The organism is Corynebacterium nasorum, from assembly GCF_022347325.1.
GTDB classification, from domain to species: domain Bacteria; phylum Actinomycetota; class Actinomycetes; order Mycobacteriales; family Mycobacteriaceae; genus Corynebacterium; species Corynebacterium kefirresidentii.
On the sequence record NZ_JAKRDU010000003.1, the window covers coordinates 94,771 to 109,601 of the forward strand.

The 14,831-nt window shown below is 55.3% G+C and carries 15 protein-coding genes; 8 read left to right on the forward strand and 7 right to left on the reverse strand.

Annotated elements, in window-relative coordinates; genetic code table 11:
• Positions 1-28: 28 nt before the first annotated feature.
• From MHK05_RS04105 to MHK05_RS11830, 5 genes are all read right to left on the reverse strand, one after another.
• On the reverse strand, positions 29-334 hold the full coding sequence (locus MHK05_RS04105; protein ID WP_023020917.1) for a hypothetical protein: 306 nt from the start codon (positions 332-334) through the stop codon (positions 29-31).
• Positions 285-1,310: a class 1b ribonucleoside-diphosphate reductase subunit beta gene (nrdF, locus tag MHK05_RS04110; protein ID WP_023020918.1), complete on the reverse strand. Its 1,026-nt coding sequence runs from the start codon at positions 1,308-1,310 to the stop codon at positions 285-287. Before nrdF ends, MHK05_RS04105 begins: the two co-directional genes overlap by 50 nt.
• A gap of 52 nt (positions 1,311-1,362) precedes the next feature.
• Positions 1,363-3,558, reverse strand: coding sequence for a class 1b ribonucleoside-diphosphate reductase subunit alpha (nrdE, locus tag MHK05_RS04115; protein ID WP_239204984.1), 2,196 nt, complete (start codon positions 3,556-3,558; stop codon positions 1,363-1,365).
• 50 nt (positions 3,559-3,608) lie between these two features.
• Positions 3,609-4,076 (reverse strand): class Ib ribonucleoside-diphosphate reductase assembly flavoprotein NrdI, encoded by a 468-nt coding sequence (nrdI, locus tag MHK05_RS04120; RefSeq protein WP_005324049.1) that lies wholly within the window; start codon positions 4,074-4,076, stop codon positions 3,609-3,611.
• 115 nt (positions 4,077-4,191) lie between these two features.
• A complete protein-coding gene (locus MHK05_RS11830) occupies positions 4,192-4,872 on the reverse strand; it encodes a metal-dependent transcriptional regulator (protein WP_275436355.1) in 681 nt (226 codons plus the stop codon).
• A 138-nt stretch (positions 4,873-5,010) separates the two neighbouring features.
• Here MHK05_RS11830 and MHK05_RS04140 point away from each other — a divergent pair, with 138 nt between their 5' ends.
• The 6 genes from MHK05_RS04140 to MHK05_RS04165 all read left to right on the forward strand — a co-directional run bounded on the left by MHK05_RS04140 (position 5,011) and on the right by MHK05_RS04165 (position 10,331).
• On the forward strand, positions 5,011-5,610 hold the full coding sequence (locus MHK05_RS04140; protein ID WP_005324051.1) for an ATP-dependent Clp protease proteolytic subunit: 600 nt from the start codon (positions 5,011-5,013) through the stop codon (positions 5,608-5,610).
• 20 nt (positions 5,611-5,630) lie between these two features.
• Positions 5,631-6,254, forward strand: coding sequence for an ATP-dependent Clp protease proteolytic subunit (locus tag MHK05_RS04145; RefSeq protein ID WP_005324052.1), 624 nt, complete (start codon positions 5,631-5,633; stop codon positions 6,252-6,254).
• Between the two features lie 236 nt (positions 6,255-6,490).
• A complete protein-coding gene (locus tag MHK05_RS04150) occupies positions 6,491-7,993 on the forward strand; it encodes a peptide MFS transporter (protein WP_239204986.1) in 1,503 nt (500 codons plus the stop codon).
• 320 nt (positions 7,994-8,313) lie between these two features.
• Positions 8,314-9,612, forward strand: a complete 1,299-nt coding sequence (locus MHK05_RS04155; protein ID WP_239204988.1) for an inorganic phosphate transporter — start codon at positions 8,314-8,316, stop codon at positions 9,610-9,612.
• 3 nt (positions 9,613-9,615) lie between these two features.
• Entirely contained in the window at positions 9,616-9,906 is a 291-nt protein-coding gene (locus MHK05_RS04160; protein WP_239204990.1) for a hypothetical protein, read from the forward strand.
• Between the two features lie 170 nt (positions 9,907-10,076).
• Positions 10,077-10,331 carry a hypothetical protein gene (locus MHK05_RS04165; RefSeq protein WP_023020923.1) on the forward strand — a complete coding sequence of 85 codons (255 nt, stop codon included), beginning with the start codon at positions 10,077-10,079 and terminating at the stop codon, positions 10,329-10,331.
• A 98-nt stretch (positions 10,332-10,429) separates the two neighbouring features.
• On the opposite strand, the gene fabG is transcribed toward MHK05_RS04165, so the two are convergent.
• On the reverse strand, positions 10,430-11,197 hold the full coding sequence (gene fabG, locus MHK05_RS04170) for a 3-oxoacyl-ACP reductase FabG (protein ID WP_239204992.1): 768 nt from the start codon (positions 11,195-11,197) through the stop codon (positions 10,430-10,432).
• A 226-nt stretch (positions 11,198-11,423) separates the two neighbouring features.
• Here fabG and clpX point away from each other — a divergent pair, with 226 nt between their 5' ends.
• Positions 11,424-12,719 carry an ATP-dependent Clp protease ATP-binding subunit ClpX gene (clpX, locus tag MHK05_RS04175; protein ID WP_239204994.1) on the forward strand — a complete coding sequence of 432 codons (1,296 nt, stop codon included), beginning with the start codon at positions 11,424-11,426 and terminating at the stop codon, positions 12,717-12,719.
• A 16-nt stretch (positions 12,720-12,735) separates the two neighbouring features.
• On the opposite strand, the gene MHK05_RS04180 is transcribed toward clpX, so the two are convergent.
• The gene (locus MHK05_RS04180) at positions 12,736-13,500 is read right to left on the reverse strand and encodes a TetR/AcrR family transcriptional regulator (protein WP_239204995.1); all 765 of its coding nucleotides are present in this window, start codon (positions 13,498-13,500) and stop codon (positions 12,736-12,738) included.
• Positions 13,501-13,869: 369 nt separating this feature from the next.
• Here MHK05_RS04180 and MHK05_RS04185 point away from each other — a divergent pair, with 369 nt between their 5' ends.
• Positions 13,870-14,820, forward strand: a complete 951-nt coding sequence (locus MHK05_RS04185; protein ID WP_239204997.1) for a malate dehydrogenase — start codon at positions 13,870-13,872, stop codon at positions 14,818-14,820.
• Positions 14,821-14,831: the final 11 nt, after the last annotated feature.

Below are 14,831 nucleotides of genomic sequence, written 5' to 3' on the forward strand. Positions count from 1 at the left end.
TTTCTTAGTTGGGTGTAGGGAGACGTGGTCAAGGGAGAAAAGGCTTGCAGCCAAAGGCCGGTGGTGGGCCGGCAGCGTGGGCGGCGGTGAGGAAGCCATCTACTTTGTCTCCTTCTTCATGGCGGAAGTACAGTTCGATGAGTCCTAGAAGCCCCCCGAGGACGGCCTCTCGTGCGGCGGATGTATTCAACAGCCGCATGGCTGCGGGTTGGTTTCCTTCGCGGATGGCTTCAAACAGCGCGATGGTCTCAAGCCAGCTTCCTTGGTCCGGTCGCGGAAAAGGTTTAGAAATCCCAGTCATCATCACTCGTTTCTTCAGCAGTACCAATGACATAGGAGGAACCAGATCCGGAGAAGAAGTCATGGTTCTCATCTGCTCCGGGGGCTAGGGCCGCGAGGATTTCTGGGTTCACTTCCGTTTCTTCGGGCGGGAAATAATCCGGGTAGCCCAAATTCATGAGTGCCTTATTGGCGTTATAGCGAACGAACACGGCTACATCATCCATGAGTCCCAAAGGCTCATATAGCTCGCCGGAATAGTCCAGCTCTAGTGCATAAAGCTCTTCGAGCAAAGAAATGGTGAAATCATGCATCTCCTTCTGCCGTAGCGGGGTCGTGGATTCCAGACCGCGCTGATATTTGTAACCCGAGTAGTAGCCGTGCACTGCCTTGTCACGCAGAATGAGGCGGATCATGTCTGCCGTATTTGTCAGGGTGGCGTGGACAGAAAAGTGCAAGGGAAGATAGAAACCCGCGTAGAGAAGCAGCGAGGAAAGCAACGTCGATGACACCTTGCGTTTGAGTGGATCCGGCCCAAAATAGTGCGCGAGAACTTTCTTGGCGCGTGCCTGGAGAAGGTCGTTATTCACCGCCCAGCGGTATGCTTCATCAATTTCCTTTGTACTGCTCAGGGTAGAAAACACTGAAGAGTATGAACGGGCATGGACTGACTGCATGAAGGCGATGTTGGTATACACGGCCTCCTCGTGTTCGGTGCGGGCATCTTGAATCTGACAGATTTCACCCACGGTGGCCTGGACAGTATCCAGGGTGGTGAGTCCCGTGAACACCCGCATGGTGAGGTTGCGTTCCTCGGGTGTCATCTTCTGCCACGCCGGGAGATCATTAGAAAGCGGGACCTTCTCTGGCAACCAAAAGTTGGCGGTTAGACGGTTCCACACTTCAAGATCCTTGTCATCGCTCACCCGGTTCCAATTGATGGCGCGGATGCGGGCTGAAGGATCATGCCGGTAGCTCGGCGGAGTAACTGAAATGCTGGTTAGTTCAGCACTATTCGATGTTGACGACATAGCTTCTTTCTTTCTGAGTGAATGGTTGTGGACAAGGGGGAGGACCGTGCTCCTACAAAGCACAGGAGACGCAGCCTTCGACCTCGGTTCCTTGGAGCGCGGATTGGCGTAAACGGATGTAGTAGAGGGTCTTGATTCCGGCTTTCCAGGCATAGATTTGTGCCTTGTTGATGTCCCGCGTGGTGGTATCAGCGGTAAAGAACAAGGTCAGGGAAAGCCCTTGGTCCACGTGTTGGGTGGCCATGGCGTAGGTGTCGATGATTTTTTCGTATCCCACGGCGTAGGAGTCATCGAAATACTCCAGGTTGTCGTTGGTCATTTCCGGCGCGGGGTAGTACACGCGCCCCAAGCGGCCTTCCTTGCGTATTTCAATTTTGGAGGCAATTGGGTGGATGGACGCGGTTGAGTCATTGATGTAGGAAATTGATCCAGTGGGTGGAACTGCCTGCAAGTAGGCGTTGTAGATGCCGTCTTGCATCACTTGATTCTTGAGCCGTAGCCAATCCTCGCGTTGAGGGATCTGCACGCCTGCTTTGTGGAAGAGCTGTTTTACGTGTTCAGTGGCTGGCGCCCAGTCTTGGTCGATGTATTTGTCAAAGTAGGCGCCAGTGGCATAGGTGGATTCTTCGAAGCCTGTGAATCGTTGACCTTTTTCAACCGCGAGTGCATGGGATGCGCGGAGCGCATGGTAGGTCACCGTGAGGAAATAGATATTTGTAAAGTCCAGTGCCTCGGCGCAGCCATAAGGAATACGCTGTGAAGCAAGGAAGCCGTGGAGATTCATTTGGCCCAGACCAATGGCATGCATGGAAGCATTTCCGTGAGCGATGGAGGGAACAGCTTCGATATTCGTCAGGTCTGAAACCTTCGTGAGGGCACGCACTGCGGTTTCGACGGTCTCCCCGAAGTCCGGCGATTCAAAAGCCTTCGCAATGTTGAGCGAACCTAGATTGCAGGAAATATCCTGGCCAACGGTGGTGTAGTCACCCGAAGCTCCGTAGATCGATGGCGTGTTGACCTGGAGGATTTCGCTACACAGGTTGGACATATTGATATGTCCTTTGAGGGGATTAGCGCGGTTGACCGTATCCTCAAAGAGGATGTAGGGGTATCCGGATTCAAACTGAAGCTCAGCCAGCGTGGTGAAAAATTCGCGGGCCTTAATGGTCGTGTGAGAGATTCGCGGATTGGCAACCAGCTCGTCGTAGTACTCGGTGATGGACATGTCAGACATGGCTACGCCGTACTCGCGAGCGATGTCATACGGGCTAAAAAGATGCATATCCTTGTTCTCTTTGGCCAGACGGAAGGTTATATCTGGAATAACAACCCCCAGCGAAAGAGTCTTGATACGGACTTTCTCATCGGCATTTTCCCGCTTGGTATCCAGGAAGCGAAGAATATCTGGATGGTGCGCATGCAGGTAGACGGCTCCAGCGCCCTGCCGGGAGCCCAATTGGTTGGCATAGCTGAAGCTATCTTCGAGAATCTTCATGACTGGGACTACGCCGGAAGCCTGGTTCTCAATCTTTTTGATCGGGGCTCCGGATTCGCGCAGATTGCTCAGCAACAGGGCCACTCCACCACCGCGCTTTGATAGTTGCAGTGCAGAGTTCACGCAGCGGCCAATGCTCTCCAAATTGTCTTCGATTCGCAGGAGGAAGCAGGAGACCATTTCGCCGCGCTGGGCTTTGCCTGCGTTGAGAAAAGTAGGGGTGGCGGGCTGGAAGCGTCCGGTCATGATGTCATCCACCAGCTTTTCTGCGAGCTCTTCGTCGCCCTGTGCAAGGTATAAAGCTGTGGTGGCGACGCGTTCTTCGTAGCCTTCTAGGAATCGGGAGCCATCAAAGGTTTTCAGTGCATATGAAGTGAAGAACTTAAATGCGCCGAGGAAGGTGCGGAACTGATGCTTAACTCGATGTGCTCTGTCGTACATGGCGCACAGAAAGGCGTCATCATAAAGCTCAAGGAAATCCCGCTCGTAGTACTCGTTATCAACCAACCATTCCAAGCGTTGCTTGGTGGAATCGAACTGATGCATGCGGGGAGCGACATGGTGCGTGACATAGTCTTGTGCTGCCTGAATGTCCTTGTCAAACTGGATTTTTCCAGAAGCGTCGAACAAGTTCAGCTGCGCGTTGAGTGCGTGGTAGCTCTTGCGCTTGCCGACACCGCCGGCATTGTCTGCTGAAGCGGTGCGGGGCGTAGCGCCAATAGTCTGTGTGGGGGTGGCATCAAGAGGCCACATTGTGTTTTCCAATCTGTGTGATGCGGATGTGTTCTTCATCTTGTGGGGGATTAATGGGGTGTCATCGTTAGCTGCTTTTGCTGCTCCCAAAACTTCTGAAGGCCCTGCTTTACGGCGGCGATGTCCTTCTGGGTGCCGAGAAGCTCGAAGTGATACAGCTCCGGTACGTGGCACTTGGCGGAAATGATGCGTCCGGCGACGCAGTAAGCACTTCCGAAGTTGGTATTCCCTGAGGTAATAACGCCCCGGATAAAGGAGCGGTTGATTGGGTCATTGAGGAAGTCGATGACCTGTTTGGGGACTGCGCGTTTGAGCGAGCCGCCGCCGTAGGTGGGAACGATGAGTACGTACGGGTGTGAAACCTGGATCATCCCGGTTTTCTTGGGGCGCAGTGGAATGCGCACCGCGGGTCTATCTAAGCGTTCGACGAATCTTTTCGTGTTCTCTGAAACGCTGGAAAAGTACACCAAATCTGGTGAGTCTGACATGGCAATCCTGCTCATCCTGGCCTTAGCCATAAGTGGGGTAGGTGATATTCGAAAAGACTAACTACGCAATGCCGTAGTTGCAACTACGGTCTAACGTAGTTTTGAAAAGGGCAGGTGAGAGCAGGATTAATGCAAAGGGGAATGTCTAAAGGTTGTGGTGTGCTACAAACACTGCGTCGGTAGCTGGGCGTCCAAGTACTACCCACTGAGTGCCGCCGGCCACCTGTATTTCGAGAGAATCTGAAAAGGGCGCTCCCTCGCGCGTGCTAAGAACAGCCCCAGTGACAATGCCGCGCTCTTCAAGGAACTTCAGCAGTTGTGGGTCGGAATCAGAAATGCGTTCCACGGTCACCTGCGATTGTGCACCGCTGTCGGTGAGGCGATGCGCACTGGGGATGGTGATCTGTCCATCAACCGTAGGGATAGGATCGCCGTGCGGATCCCTAGTGGGGTAATCAAGGAACTTATCCACACGTTCTATGAGCATGTCAGACACCGCGTGTTCGAGATTTTCGGCTTCATTATGGACTTCGTCCCAGGTGTAGCCCAATGCTTGAACCAAAAAAGACTCAAGCAATCGGTGACGGCGCACCATGACCAATGCGTACTGCCTGCCAAGTTCGGTTAACTTCACAGAGCCATAGGGCGTGTGTGACACGAGCCCTTGCTTCGCCATTTTGCGCACTGCATCGGAAACCGAGGAGAGCTTGAGTCCCAGCTGTTTCGCTATAAGCGTGGCGGTAACGGGCTCGGATGACCATTCCTTTAGCCCCCAGATAGCTTTCAAATAGTTCTGGGTACTGGTGGACAGCTCGGAAACAGACATGAGTAAATGTTAACCCAGCTTCCGTGTGCGCCTTTGGCGCTGTGGCCCAACGCTCATAGCGAACAGAGGCCAAGTTTGAGAGGAATGCCGGTAAGGTGGGGCCAGTTAAAGCATTCTTCACTTGAAGGAGAACCACTAATGTCTGAGAAGATTTCAATGAACTCGTCGTCTACGGGTATGAATCTGAGCGATAGCGTGTACGAGCGCCTGTTGCGCGAGCGCATTATCTTCCTGGGAACCCAGGTCGATGATGAGATTGCGAACAAGCTGTGCGCCCAGATCCTCCTGCTGTCCGCCGAGGACCCCACTCGCGACATTTCGCTCTACATCAACTCCCCGGGTGGCTCTGTCACTGCGGGCATGGCTATTTATGACACCATGAAGTACTCGCCGTGCGATATTGCCACGTACGGCATGGGCCTGGCTGCCTCCATGGGTCAGTTCCTGCTTTCCGGCGGCACCAAGGGCAAGCGCTACGCTCTGCCGCACGCGCGCATTATGATGCACCAGCCTTCCGCTGGTGTCGGTGGTACCGCTGCGGACATCGCCATCCAGGCTGAGCAATTTGCTCAGACCAAGCGGGAGATGGCGGAGCTCATTGCCGAGCACACCGGCCAGACCTTTGAGCAGATCACCAAGGACTCCGACCGTGACCGTTGGATGACCGCCCAACAGGCCAAGGACTACGGCATTGTTGACCACGTCATTGAGTCCGTTAACGGCCCGCTGAGCAACTAGGGAATAAGGAGAAAATCACTATGAATCAGTCCCAGATGCCAAGTTCCCGCTACGTTCTGCCGTCCTTCATTGAGCAGTCCGCACAGGGCACTAAGGAAACCAACCCGTACTCCAAGCTGTTTGAGGAGCGCATCATCTTCCTGGGCACCCAGGTCGATGACACCTCCGCTAACGACATCATGGCGCAGCTGCTGGTCCTGGAGTCCCAGGATCCAGACCGCGATATCACGATGTACATCAACTCCCCGGGCGGCTCCTTTACCGCGCTGATGGCCATCTATGACACCATGCGCTACGTCCGCCCGGACGTGCAGACCGTGTGCTTGGGCCAGGCCGCTTCGGCGGCAGCTGTGCTGCTTGCCGCCGGTGCGCCGGGCAAGCGTGCAGCTTTGCCGAACTCCCGCGTGCTCATTCACCAGCCGGCAACTCAGGGTACTCAGGGTCAGGTTTCTGATCTAGAGATCCAGGCCGCCGAGATTGAGCGCATGCGCAAGCTGATGGAAACCACCCTGTCTGAGCACACCGGTCGTACCGCTGAGCAGATCCGCATTGATACGGATCGCGATAAGATTCTGACCGCTCAGGAAGCCGTTGAATACGGCATCATCGATACGGTCTTTGATTACCGCAAGCTCAACGCTTAATTTGGAATAACTCATTCTAGGTAGCCCCTGCCGCTCAACCGAGTTCCGGTTGTGAGGCAGGGGCTTTCAGCATTGTGGGGCAGGGAAGGGGCAATGCCCGGTAATTCTTGCTGCACCCGAATGGGGTAAGTCTCTCTGTGCAATATCTGCAGGTCGTTAGGTTTATTTCTATCGTGCGACACTAAACTTATAATGGTCGATTTGTGATTTAGACCTCTAAGTGGTCATATATTTTTATGGAGAAACACACATCCGACGCGGCGGCTCAGGCCGCTGCGCCGACGCCGCAGAGCGGCGAACGTACATTTTTTGGGCACCCTTGGGGTTTGGCCAACCTTTTTGGCGTGGAAATGTGGGAGCGCTTTAGCTTCTATGGCATGCAAGCCCTTGTCTTGCTGTACATGTATTACGCCACTACCGATGGTGGCCTTGGCCTGGACCGAGCGGACGCGACGTCTATCGTGGGTGCCTACGGCGGCTTGGTCTACATGGCCTGCTTGTTGGCTTCTCTTGTTGCTGACCGTGTCTTAGGCGCAGAACGCACACTGTTTTACTCGGCTAGCATGGTGATGCTTGGCCACATTGCTTTGGCGTTTATTCCCGCAATAACTGGTTTGGCCATTGGCCTCGTTCTTATCGCCATCGGCTCCGGCGGTGTTAAGACCACCGCGCAGGTTGTGCTTGGTGCCATGTACAGTCGCGATGATCCGCGCCGCGATGGTGGCTTCTCCATCTTCTATATGGGCGTTAATATCGGCGCTCTCGTTGGTCCACTGCTCACCACTGCCCTGTGGGGCTGGCAGGGTTTCCACTGGGGCTTTGGTATCGCAGCAATCGGCATGGCGCTCGGCCTGATTCAATATTCGCTCATGCGCAAGACCACTATCAAAGACGCGGGGCATGAGGTTCCAAACCCAGCGAGCTTCAAGCAATTGCTTATGGGTGTGTTGGCGGTGGCGGCCATCATTGTGGTTATGGTTGTGGCACTGGCAACCGGCGCTATTCAGGTTGATTGGCTTTCCAATATTGTTACCGCGGTGGCACTTCTGGCTGCAGTTTATCTGTGGGTTCAGATGTATACCTCGAAGTTGGTGACTCGCGAAGAAAAGAACCGCCTGCTGGGCTTTATCCCGATGTTCATTTCCGGTGTTTTGTTCTTCGGCATCTTCCAGCAGCAGTTCACCGTGATGACGATTTATTCGGATGTGCGCTTGGACCGCCACGTATTTGGTTGGGAAATCCCTCCATCGCTCGTCCAGTCCATTAATCCAATCTTCATTGTTATTTTCTCCGCGGTCTTTGCAACGATGTGGACGAAGCTAGGGGATAGGCAGTGGTCCACCCCGGTAAAGTTTGGCGCTGCCAATATCGTCATCGGCATTTCCTTGTTCTTCTTCCTTCCTTTCTCGGGTGCGGAAGCGAACTCCACCCCGATGTATGTCATCATTTTCATTCTCTTCCTTTTCACCATGGCGGAGCTCCTCCTTTCGCCGGTGGGCAATTCTCTAGCTACCAAGGTGGCGCCAGAGGCATTCCCATCCCGCATGATGGCGGTATGGATGATGGCAGTGGCAATGGGCACATCCCTGGCTGGCTCTTTGGCTAGTTTCTACAACCCAGATGATGCAGGCGCGGAGAATACCTTCTTTATCTCCCTTGGCGTTGTATCTATCGTGTTGGGCGGCATCTTGCTTGTCCTCAGCCGCTGGGTAGTAAAGAAGTTCTCTAGCTTCCGCTAAGGGAAGTTAAAGCACCCCGAAACGGGAGGTATGTCGATTCAACTGCGACATCCCTTCCTTAGTGGTTTTTATCACTCAAGCTAAGCGGTGGGGGTAAAAGAATGTAAGTGTTCTAAGCTGGGCATTTCTATGCCTGTGTAAACCCCAAAAGGCGCGATTCCATGCCGCGGTAGGTTAACTAAAGGTTAACCAAAGAAAACGTTAAAGAAAAGCAATTGTCTATGGTTCGGGGCTGGAGTATTCTGCATTTCGTCCGCGACGCGTGAAGGCGCCGTAGATGTGTACCGTGTTCATCTTTTTCTTTCCAAGGGGCCAACGCTGTGACAGCGACTCTGATCATCCTCGGCATTGTGGTGGTTACCGCCCTTGCCTTTGACTTTACGAACGGATTTCATGACACTGCCAACGCGATGGCTACGTCCATTGCCACCGGTGCTTTGAAGCCTTTTACTGCGGTGGCAATTTCCGCAGTTCTCAACCTCATTGGTGCTTTCCTATCTGTCAACGTTGCAGCGACGGTAGCGAAGGGCATCGTTAACCTCAATTCTTATGACCTGTCCGGCGCCGCAGCAGACACTGACGGCCAGGCGCTGCTGATGGTGGTCTTTACTGGCCTTATCGGCGGCATTATTTGGAACCTTTTTACTTGGTTGCTGGGCATGCCATCGAGTTCTTCCCACGCGCTGTTTGGTGGCCTTATTGGTGCCGCCTTCGCCGCCATGGGTACGTCTGGCGTTGAGTGGTCTTCTATCGCTGGCAAGATCGTTATCCCGGCCGTTGCCTCGCCGATTATTGCGGCCCTAGTTTCCGCGTGTGCCACCTTCCTTATCTACTGGGTTACCAACACTATTCCGAATAAGGCTAAGAACGAGCACTTCCGCCATGGCCAGATTGTCACCGCTTGCTTGGTGTCGCTGGCGCACGGTGCTGGCGATGCGCAGAAGACCATGGGCGTTATCTTCTTAGCGCTGGTTGCCTCCGGGCATGCGGTTGCTGACTCCCGCATCCCCACCTGGGTCATCGTCTGTTGTGCCGCAGCAATCGCAGCCGGCACCATGTCCGGTGGCTGGCGCGTTATCCGCACCCTGGGCAAGGGGCTGGTGGAGATTGAGTCCCCGCAAGGTATGGCCGCTGAAGCTACCTCCGCGGCAATTATTTTGACCTCCGCTACCGGTGGTATGGCGCTATCCACCACTCACGTGTCCACCGGTTCCATCTTGGGCACCGGCCTGGGCCGTCGCGGTGCCGAGGTTCGCTGGGGTGTTGCGATGCGTATGGTTTCCGCGTGGCTTATCACCCTGCCCTGCGCTGCGTTTGTTGGCTTTGCTACGTGGTGGTTGGCACACGGTGTCTCCTCCTTTACTAACGTGGCAACTGGCGCCATCGTTGACTTTGTCTTGCTGCTGGCCATGGCCGGACTTATCGTCATCCGCTCCCGCATGAACCCAGTGGATGCCTCCAACGTGAACAACGATTGGGATCCAAACTCCGAGTCCGTGGATTCCTCCATGGGAGCTGAGTCCAACCGTCAGGAGCCGGTTGCTGCCGGCGCCGCCCCAGTTGCTGCAACCCAGGCGGAGGACACCTCCGCGCCGTCTACTGCTCAAGAGGAGCGCTAAACCATGACTGCTACAGAAATCTTCCAGTCTCTTCTCCATGTTGCCGGCCTGGCATTGGTATTTGGCGCTGGCATTCCGCTCCTTTTCTCCCTGGGTATGCGTTGTATGACCGGTGACCCCATTCGTGATGACAACGGTGTTGTCGTAGGGGATACTCCGGCAAGCACTCAGATGAAGGTGCTTGGTTGGACCGTTTACGCAGTGCTAGCCGTAGTTATCCTCGTGGCCATCATGTGGATTGCTCGCGATACGCTGGACCATTACTTCGGCTTCGCGCCGTTCGGTGACCTCTAAGTTATCTCTCCCTTCCTGAGGGGGAAGTCAACCTTCCAAGTGATGCGTGGCACATTCTCCGAAAGTTAACAAAAGGTTAACTTTAATCGACCTATGGGTTGCCTAACGGGGCTGTGTCACGTATATTCTTCTGTATCAGACAGAGAGAAAGCCACATGGAGGTGTGAGAAATGAACAAGATGCGTTCTTTGATGGACGGCATCGCTGATGCGTTCAAGGGCTCCACCACTGGTACCGGACTGGACACCATTTCGGAAGCTCCGGTCCGTGCTTTGGTGGCAGAAACCCTGCTTGACGCTGATAAGACTCCTGCTACGACTAAAGACGTAGCAGAAGCGCTAGAAGCCGTCACCGGTCATGCACCGGATGAAGTTGAGATGCTCGACGCAGAACTCTTCCTGCTCGACTTCGACTGGCTGCAGTAAGCAGCTACTGAATGAAATCCCCACGAGGCCCCTTGCCGCATACTGTGCAGCAAGGGGCCTCGTGCTTTGCCGGACTCGGTGGATTTCGGTAAGCGCGGCTAATCGCGCGGCGGCAAGATGGCCTCCGGGGTTTCGGGCAGGAGTTGGCCGCCATCAATAATTAGGGTCTGGCCGGTAATAAAGCCTGCCTCTTCTGAAGCAAGGAAAGCCGCCGCATTGCCGATATCGCGTGGAGTGCCGAGACGATGCAGTGGCACCGATCGCGTCATCTGATCGAGATACTCTTGGCCTTGGGCCTTGAGGCCCTCAGTGAGGATATTGCCGGGAAGAACACTGTTGATGGTGATGCCATCGCGAGCGACTTCGAGCGCAGCTGAGCGCATAAATCCTTGTTGGGCGGATTTGGAGGCGCCGTAGTGGGCCCAGCCAGGAAAGCCCGTGTGCGAGCCGGTGATGGACGTGGTAATTACGATGCGTCCATAGCGGCGTTCCTGGAGGTAGGGGAGTGCTTCCTGGACCACCTTAAAGGTGCCGTGGGTATTGATGGCAAACATGGCCTCCCACTGCTCATCGGTCATTTCTGCTAATGGGCAATTGGGAAAGACGCCGGCATTGGAACAGACGATGTCGAACCCGCCATGCGTGGCAACAACGTGACGGTACATTTCCTGTACGGAAGTACGGTCGGTGACATCCACATGAATCGCACTGGCACCTAGCTCTTTTGCGGTAGCGGTGGCATGCTCAAGGTTGACATCAGCAATGATGACAGAGGCGCCGGCCTCGCTAAGTGAAGCGGCAATGCCGCGGCCAATGCCGGAAGCACCGCCGGTGACAATGGCTACGTGGTCTGTGAGATCGAACATAATTCTCCTGTTCCTAACGGGGCGGAATGAAGGTCGTTTCACCTTTTAGCTTAGGTCGCAGGAGCAAGGAAAGTCGGGGAAATTCGCCACGCGGAAGGGAATGAATGAAGGGCCTGTCGGGTTGATTTACTAAGGTAGAAATAGATGAAGATTAAGCCGCTCGGAAGGGTAGAATCATCCTTCCATTTGTGGATAGCGGTACGAAAAGCGAGTGTGAAAGAACTTAATGGCACGTATGCAAGAAAGCGCTGACCTGCTCAAGTGCTCCTTTTGTGGCAAGAGTCAGAAACAGGTGAAAAAACTCATCGCCGGCGGCGGTGTCTACATCTGTGACGAGTGCATCGAGCTATGCAATGAAATCATCGAAGAGGAACTGGGCCAAGAACAGGCGCAGGAATCCTCCGACGCGGAGGTGCGCCTGCCTCGGCCCTCGCAGATTTCTGCCTTCCTGGATAAATACGTCATTGGCCAAGACAAAGCCAAGCGCGTGCTATCTGTGGCGGTCTACAACCACTACAAGCGCATCAAGGCGGAAGAGTCTGCCGCGTTGGAAGCACGGCGCAAAAAGGCCGAGGGCGATGAGGTGGAGATCTCTAAGTCCAATATCTTGATGTTGGGACCTACTGGTTCCGGAAAGACCTACTTGGCACAGACCTTGGCCCGGCTTCTCGACGTCCCCTTTGCCATCGCCGATGCCACTAGCCTCACCGAGGCCGGCTACGTGGGTGAAGACGTGGAAAATATCCTGTTAAAGCTGCTGCAAGCCGCAGACTTTGATGTGGAGCGTGCCCAGCGCGGCATCATTTACGTCGACGAAGTGGACAAGATTTCCCGCAAGTCCGAGAATCCGTCCATCACCCGCGATGTCTCCGGTGAGGGTGTTCAGCAGGCCTTGCTGAAGATCCTGGAAGGTACCGTGGCGGCCATTCCACCGCAGGGTGGGCGCAAGCACCCGAATCAGGAGTTCATCCAGCTAGACACCTCGAATATCTTGTTCATCGTTGCCGGCGCATTCGCTGGGCTCGACCAGGTTATTGCGGATCGAGTGGGCAAAAAGGGCGTGGGCTTTGGCGCCAACTTGGATACCAAGGATGAGCGCGAAAAGGTCGACCTCTTTTCCCAGGTACGCCCTGAGGACCTTGTGAAGTTTGGCCTGATTCCAGAATTCATCGGGCGCCTGCCCGTCGTGGCCACGGTGGATAACTTGGACCGTGAATCCTTGGTCAAAGTGCTTACCGAGCCAAAGAACTCCTTGGTCAAGCAGTACAGTCGCCTATTTGAGATGGATGACTGCGAATTGGAATTCGAGCCGGCGGCGTTGGATGCCATCGCGGAGCTTGCCTTGGAGCGTAAGACAGGTGCACGTGGCCTGCGCGCCATCATGGAAGAGCTGCTGGTGCCAGTTATGTATGATCTGCCGGACCGCGAGGATATCGCCGCGGTACATATCATCCCAGAGTGCGTGACAGAGGGCGCGGAGCCGCAGTTTAGCTATAAGGACGAGGCGAAGGAATCTGCCTAAGCGCCTGCCGGCGCGACTACTCCTCGCTGTAGATATCCTGTGGTGAGGCCTCGTCTCCCTCTTTCGTATCGAACGAGGATGAGGTGAGGTAGGACTCGTGGCCCGAGTCCGGAATATTGGCGGTCAAAAACGCCAGCACAGCATCGACGGTAAGCCTATGCATACCATCGATATTTTCTTGGGTATTGAAGTTCACGCCCAGCATGTTTTCCACCATCACCTGGTTGGTTACGCGGTAGACGGTCAACGAGGAAATCAGGGTGAAAATGTCATTGGCGGAAATACCTGGGCGGAAAGCACCGGCGTCTTGGCCCAAGAGCAGCAGGCGGTCGAGGTGGAGGGCGACCCCGGCGACGTCGGCAATAGCTTGCTGAGCTGGATCCACAATCTGCTGATTGCTCTCCCATACCAGCATGCGAATAGCATCCGGGTTGGCCACGCGTTCGCGGAAGAGCCAATCCACCAACTTGCGCACGCCCTCGACCGGAACCGCGGTATCGATTTCCAGAGCGTCCTGCGGCGGATTAAGGCGCTGCGCGGCCGTGCTGAGTGCACGTAGGTACAAGCCCTTTTTATCGCCAAAGTGGTAGTGGATCATGCGCTTGGACATGCCCGATTCTTGGGCGATGGTCTCTAGCTTGGTTTCTGCGAAACCACTGCGGGAAAAGTGCTTGATCGCTACGTCCACCACGGAGTCAATGCTGACGGATTCCGCGTGGGCAGCGTGAGGAGAATCCGCCTGGCCTGCATCCTGCAGTGCATCAGTATTCTCAGTGCTCATGGCGTAAGTCCTTAATCCTTGCGGCGCAGCGGTGGCGCGGTCAACTGATATCTAATAGTGCGGGAGTAGATAGGCCCCATGCAATCTGTGTGCGTGGCGTGGGGGAGAGCCCCGCTTTTCCTTTTCCCATCATGCCCGATTAGACACCCGTTGCGGGAGCTTCTTACCCATTGGGGGCGTTAATTTGGAGGTAAATGGGGGTAATTTAGCGCAACCTCAGCAAATATCCCCTCCAAAAGAGGGGGCCAGATTCACAGCGCGAGAGGCGGCGGTGGGGCTAAGCTCGGGGATGGGTACATTCCGTGGCGGTGCGAGCAGCCTGGCTCGCGTGTGCCGCCCTTGACGCAGCCATTGAGGAGGCTTTTAACCATGACTCAGCCCGTCAAAATCACTGTCACCGGTGCCGCTGGCAATATCGCTTATTCGCTGCTGTGGCGCATCGCTGCCGGCGATGTTTATGGCAAGGACACCCCGGTAGATCTGGCGCTGCTGGAAATCCCCGCCGCGGTGGGCAAGGCCCAGGGCGTGGCCATGGAGCTCAATGACTCCGCCCTGCCGTTGGTCAACTCGATTACGGTAACTGATGACCTAAAGGAGGCCTTTGAAAACACCTCTGCTGCCTTCCTCGTAGGCGCGCGCCCGCGCAGCAAGGGTATGGAGCGTGCGGATCTGCTGGAAGCCAATGGTGCCATCTTCACCAAGCAAGGCAAGGCCATCAATGACTATGCCGCGCGCGATGTCCGCGTGCTTGTGGTGGGCAACCCAGCAAATACCAATGCTCTCATCGCTGCGAAAAATGCCCCGGATGTGGACGATTCTCAGTTCAATGCTCTGATGCGCTTGGACCACAACCGCACCTTGAGCCAGCTAGCGCTGAAAAGCGGCAAGTCCACCACCGATTTCACCAAGGTGGCAGTCTGGGGCAATCACTCCGCAAGCCAGTTCCCGGACATCACCTTTTCCAATGCCGAGGTGGACCAGGATTGGTACCGCGAAGAGATGATCCCCAAGGTAGCGAAGCGCGGTGCCGAGATTATTGAGGTGCGTGGCAGCTCCTCGGCCGCATCGGCAGCGTCGGCAGCCGTGGACCACATGCATGACTGGATTCATGGCACCGAGGATTGGCGCACCGCGGCGGTGCCCTCGGATGGTTCCTACGGCGTCGACAAGGGCCTTATCTGTGGATTCCCCACCATCTGCCGTGATGGAAAGTGGGAAATCGTGCAGGGCCTGGAGCTCAGCGAGTTCCAAAAGGAGCGCATTGCAGCGTCTGTGGCCGAGCTGCGTGAGGAGCGCGAAGCCGTAGCAGACCTGCTCTAAAACCCACTCGG

Excerpts from the sequence above, each read along its gene's own strand:
- MHK05_RS04105 (WP_023020917.1), bottom strand. The coding sequence starts at position 334 with ATGTCATTGGTACTGCTGAAGAAACGAGTGATGATGACTGGGATTTCT.
- nrdF (WP_023020918.1), bottom strand. The coding sequence starts at position 1,310 with ATGTCGTCAACATCGAATAGTGCTGAACTAACCAGCATTTCAGTTACT.
- nrdE (WP_239204984.1), bottom strand. The coding sequence starts at position 3,558 with ATGTGGCCTCTTGATGCCACCCCCACACAGACTATTGGCGCTACGCCC.
- nrdI (WP_005324049.1), bottom strand. The coding sequence starts at position 4,076 with ATGGCTAAGGCCAGGATGAGCAGGATTGCCATGTCAGACTCACCAGAT.
- MHK05_RS11830 (WP_275436355.1), bottom strand. The coding sequence starts at position 4,872 with ATGTCTGTTTCCGAGCTGTCCACCAGTACCCAGAACTATTTGAAAGCT.
- MHK05_RS04140 (WP_005324051.1), top strand. The coding sequence starts at position 5,011 with ATGTCTGAGAAGATTTCAATGAACTCGTCGTCTACGGGTATGAATCTG.
- MHK05_RS04145 (WP_005324052.1), top strand. The coding sequence starts at position 5,631 with ATGAATCAGTCCCAGATGCCAAGTTCCCGCTACGTTCTGCCGTCCTTC.
- MHK05_RS04150 (WP_239204986.1), top strand. The coding sequence starts at position 6,491 with ATGGAGAAACACACATCCGACGCGGCGGCTCAGGCCGCTGCGCCGACG.
- MHK05_RS04160 (WP_239204990.1), top strand. The coding sequence starts at position 9,616 with ATGACTGCTACAGAAATCTTCCAGTCTCTTCTCCATGTTGCCGGCCTG.
- MHK05_RS04165 (WP_023020923.1), top strand. The coding sequence starts at position 10,077 with ATGAACAAGATGCGTTCTTTGATGGACGGCATCGCTGATGCGTTCAAG.
- fabG (WP_239204992.1), bottom strand. The coding sequence starts at position 11,197 with ATGTTCGATCTCACAGACCACGTAGCCATTGTCACCGGCGGTGCTTCC.
- clpX (WP_239204994.1), top strand. The coding sequence starts at position 11,424 with ATGGCACGTATGCAAGAAAGCGCTGACCTGCTCAAGTGCTCCTTTTGT.
- MHK05_RS04180 (WP_239204995.1), bottom strand. The coding sequence starts at position 13,500 with ATGAGCACTGAGAATACTGATGCACTGCAGGATGCAGGCCAGGCGGAT.
- MHK05_RS04185 (WP_239204997.1), top strand. The coding sequence starts at position 13,870 with ATGACTCAGCCCGTCAAAATCACTGTCACCGGTGCCGCTGGCAATATC.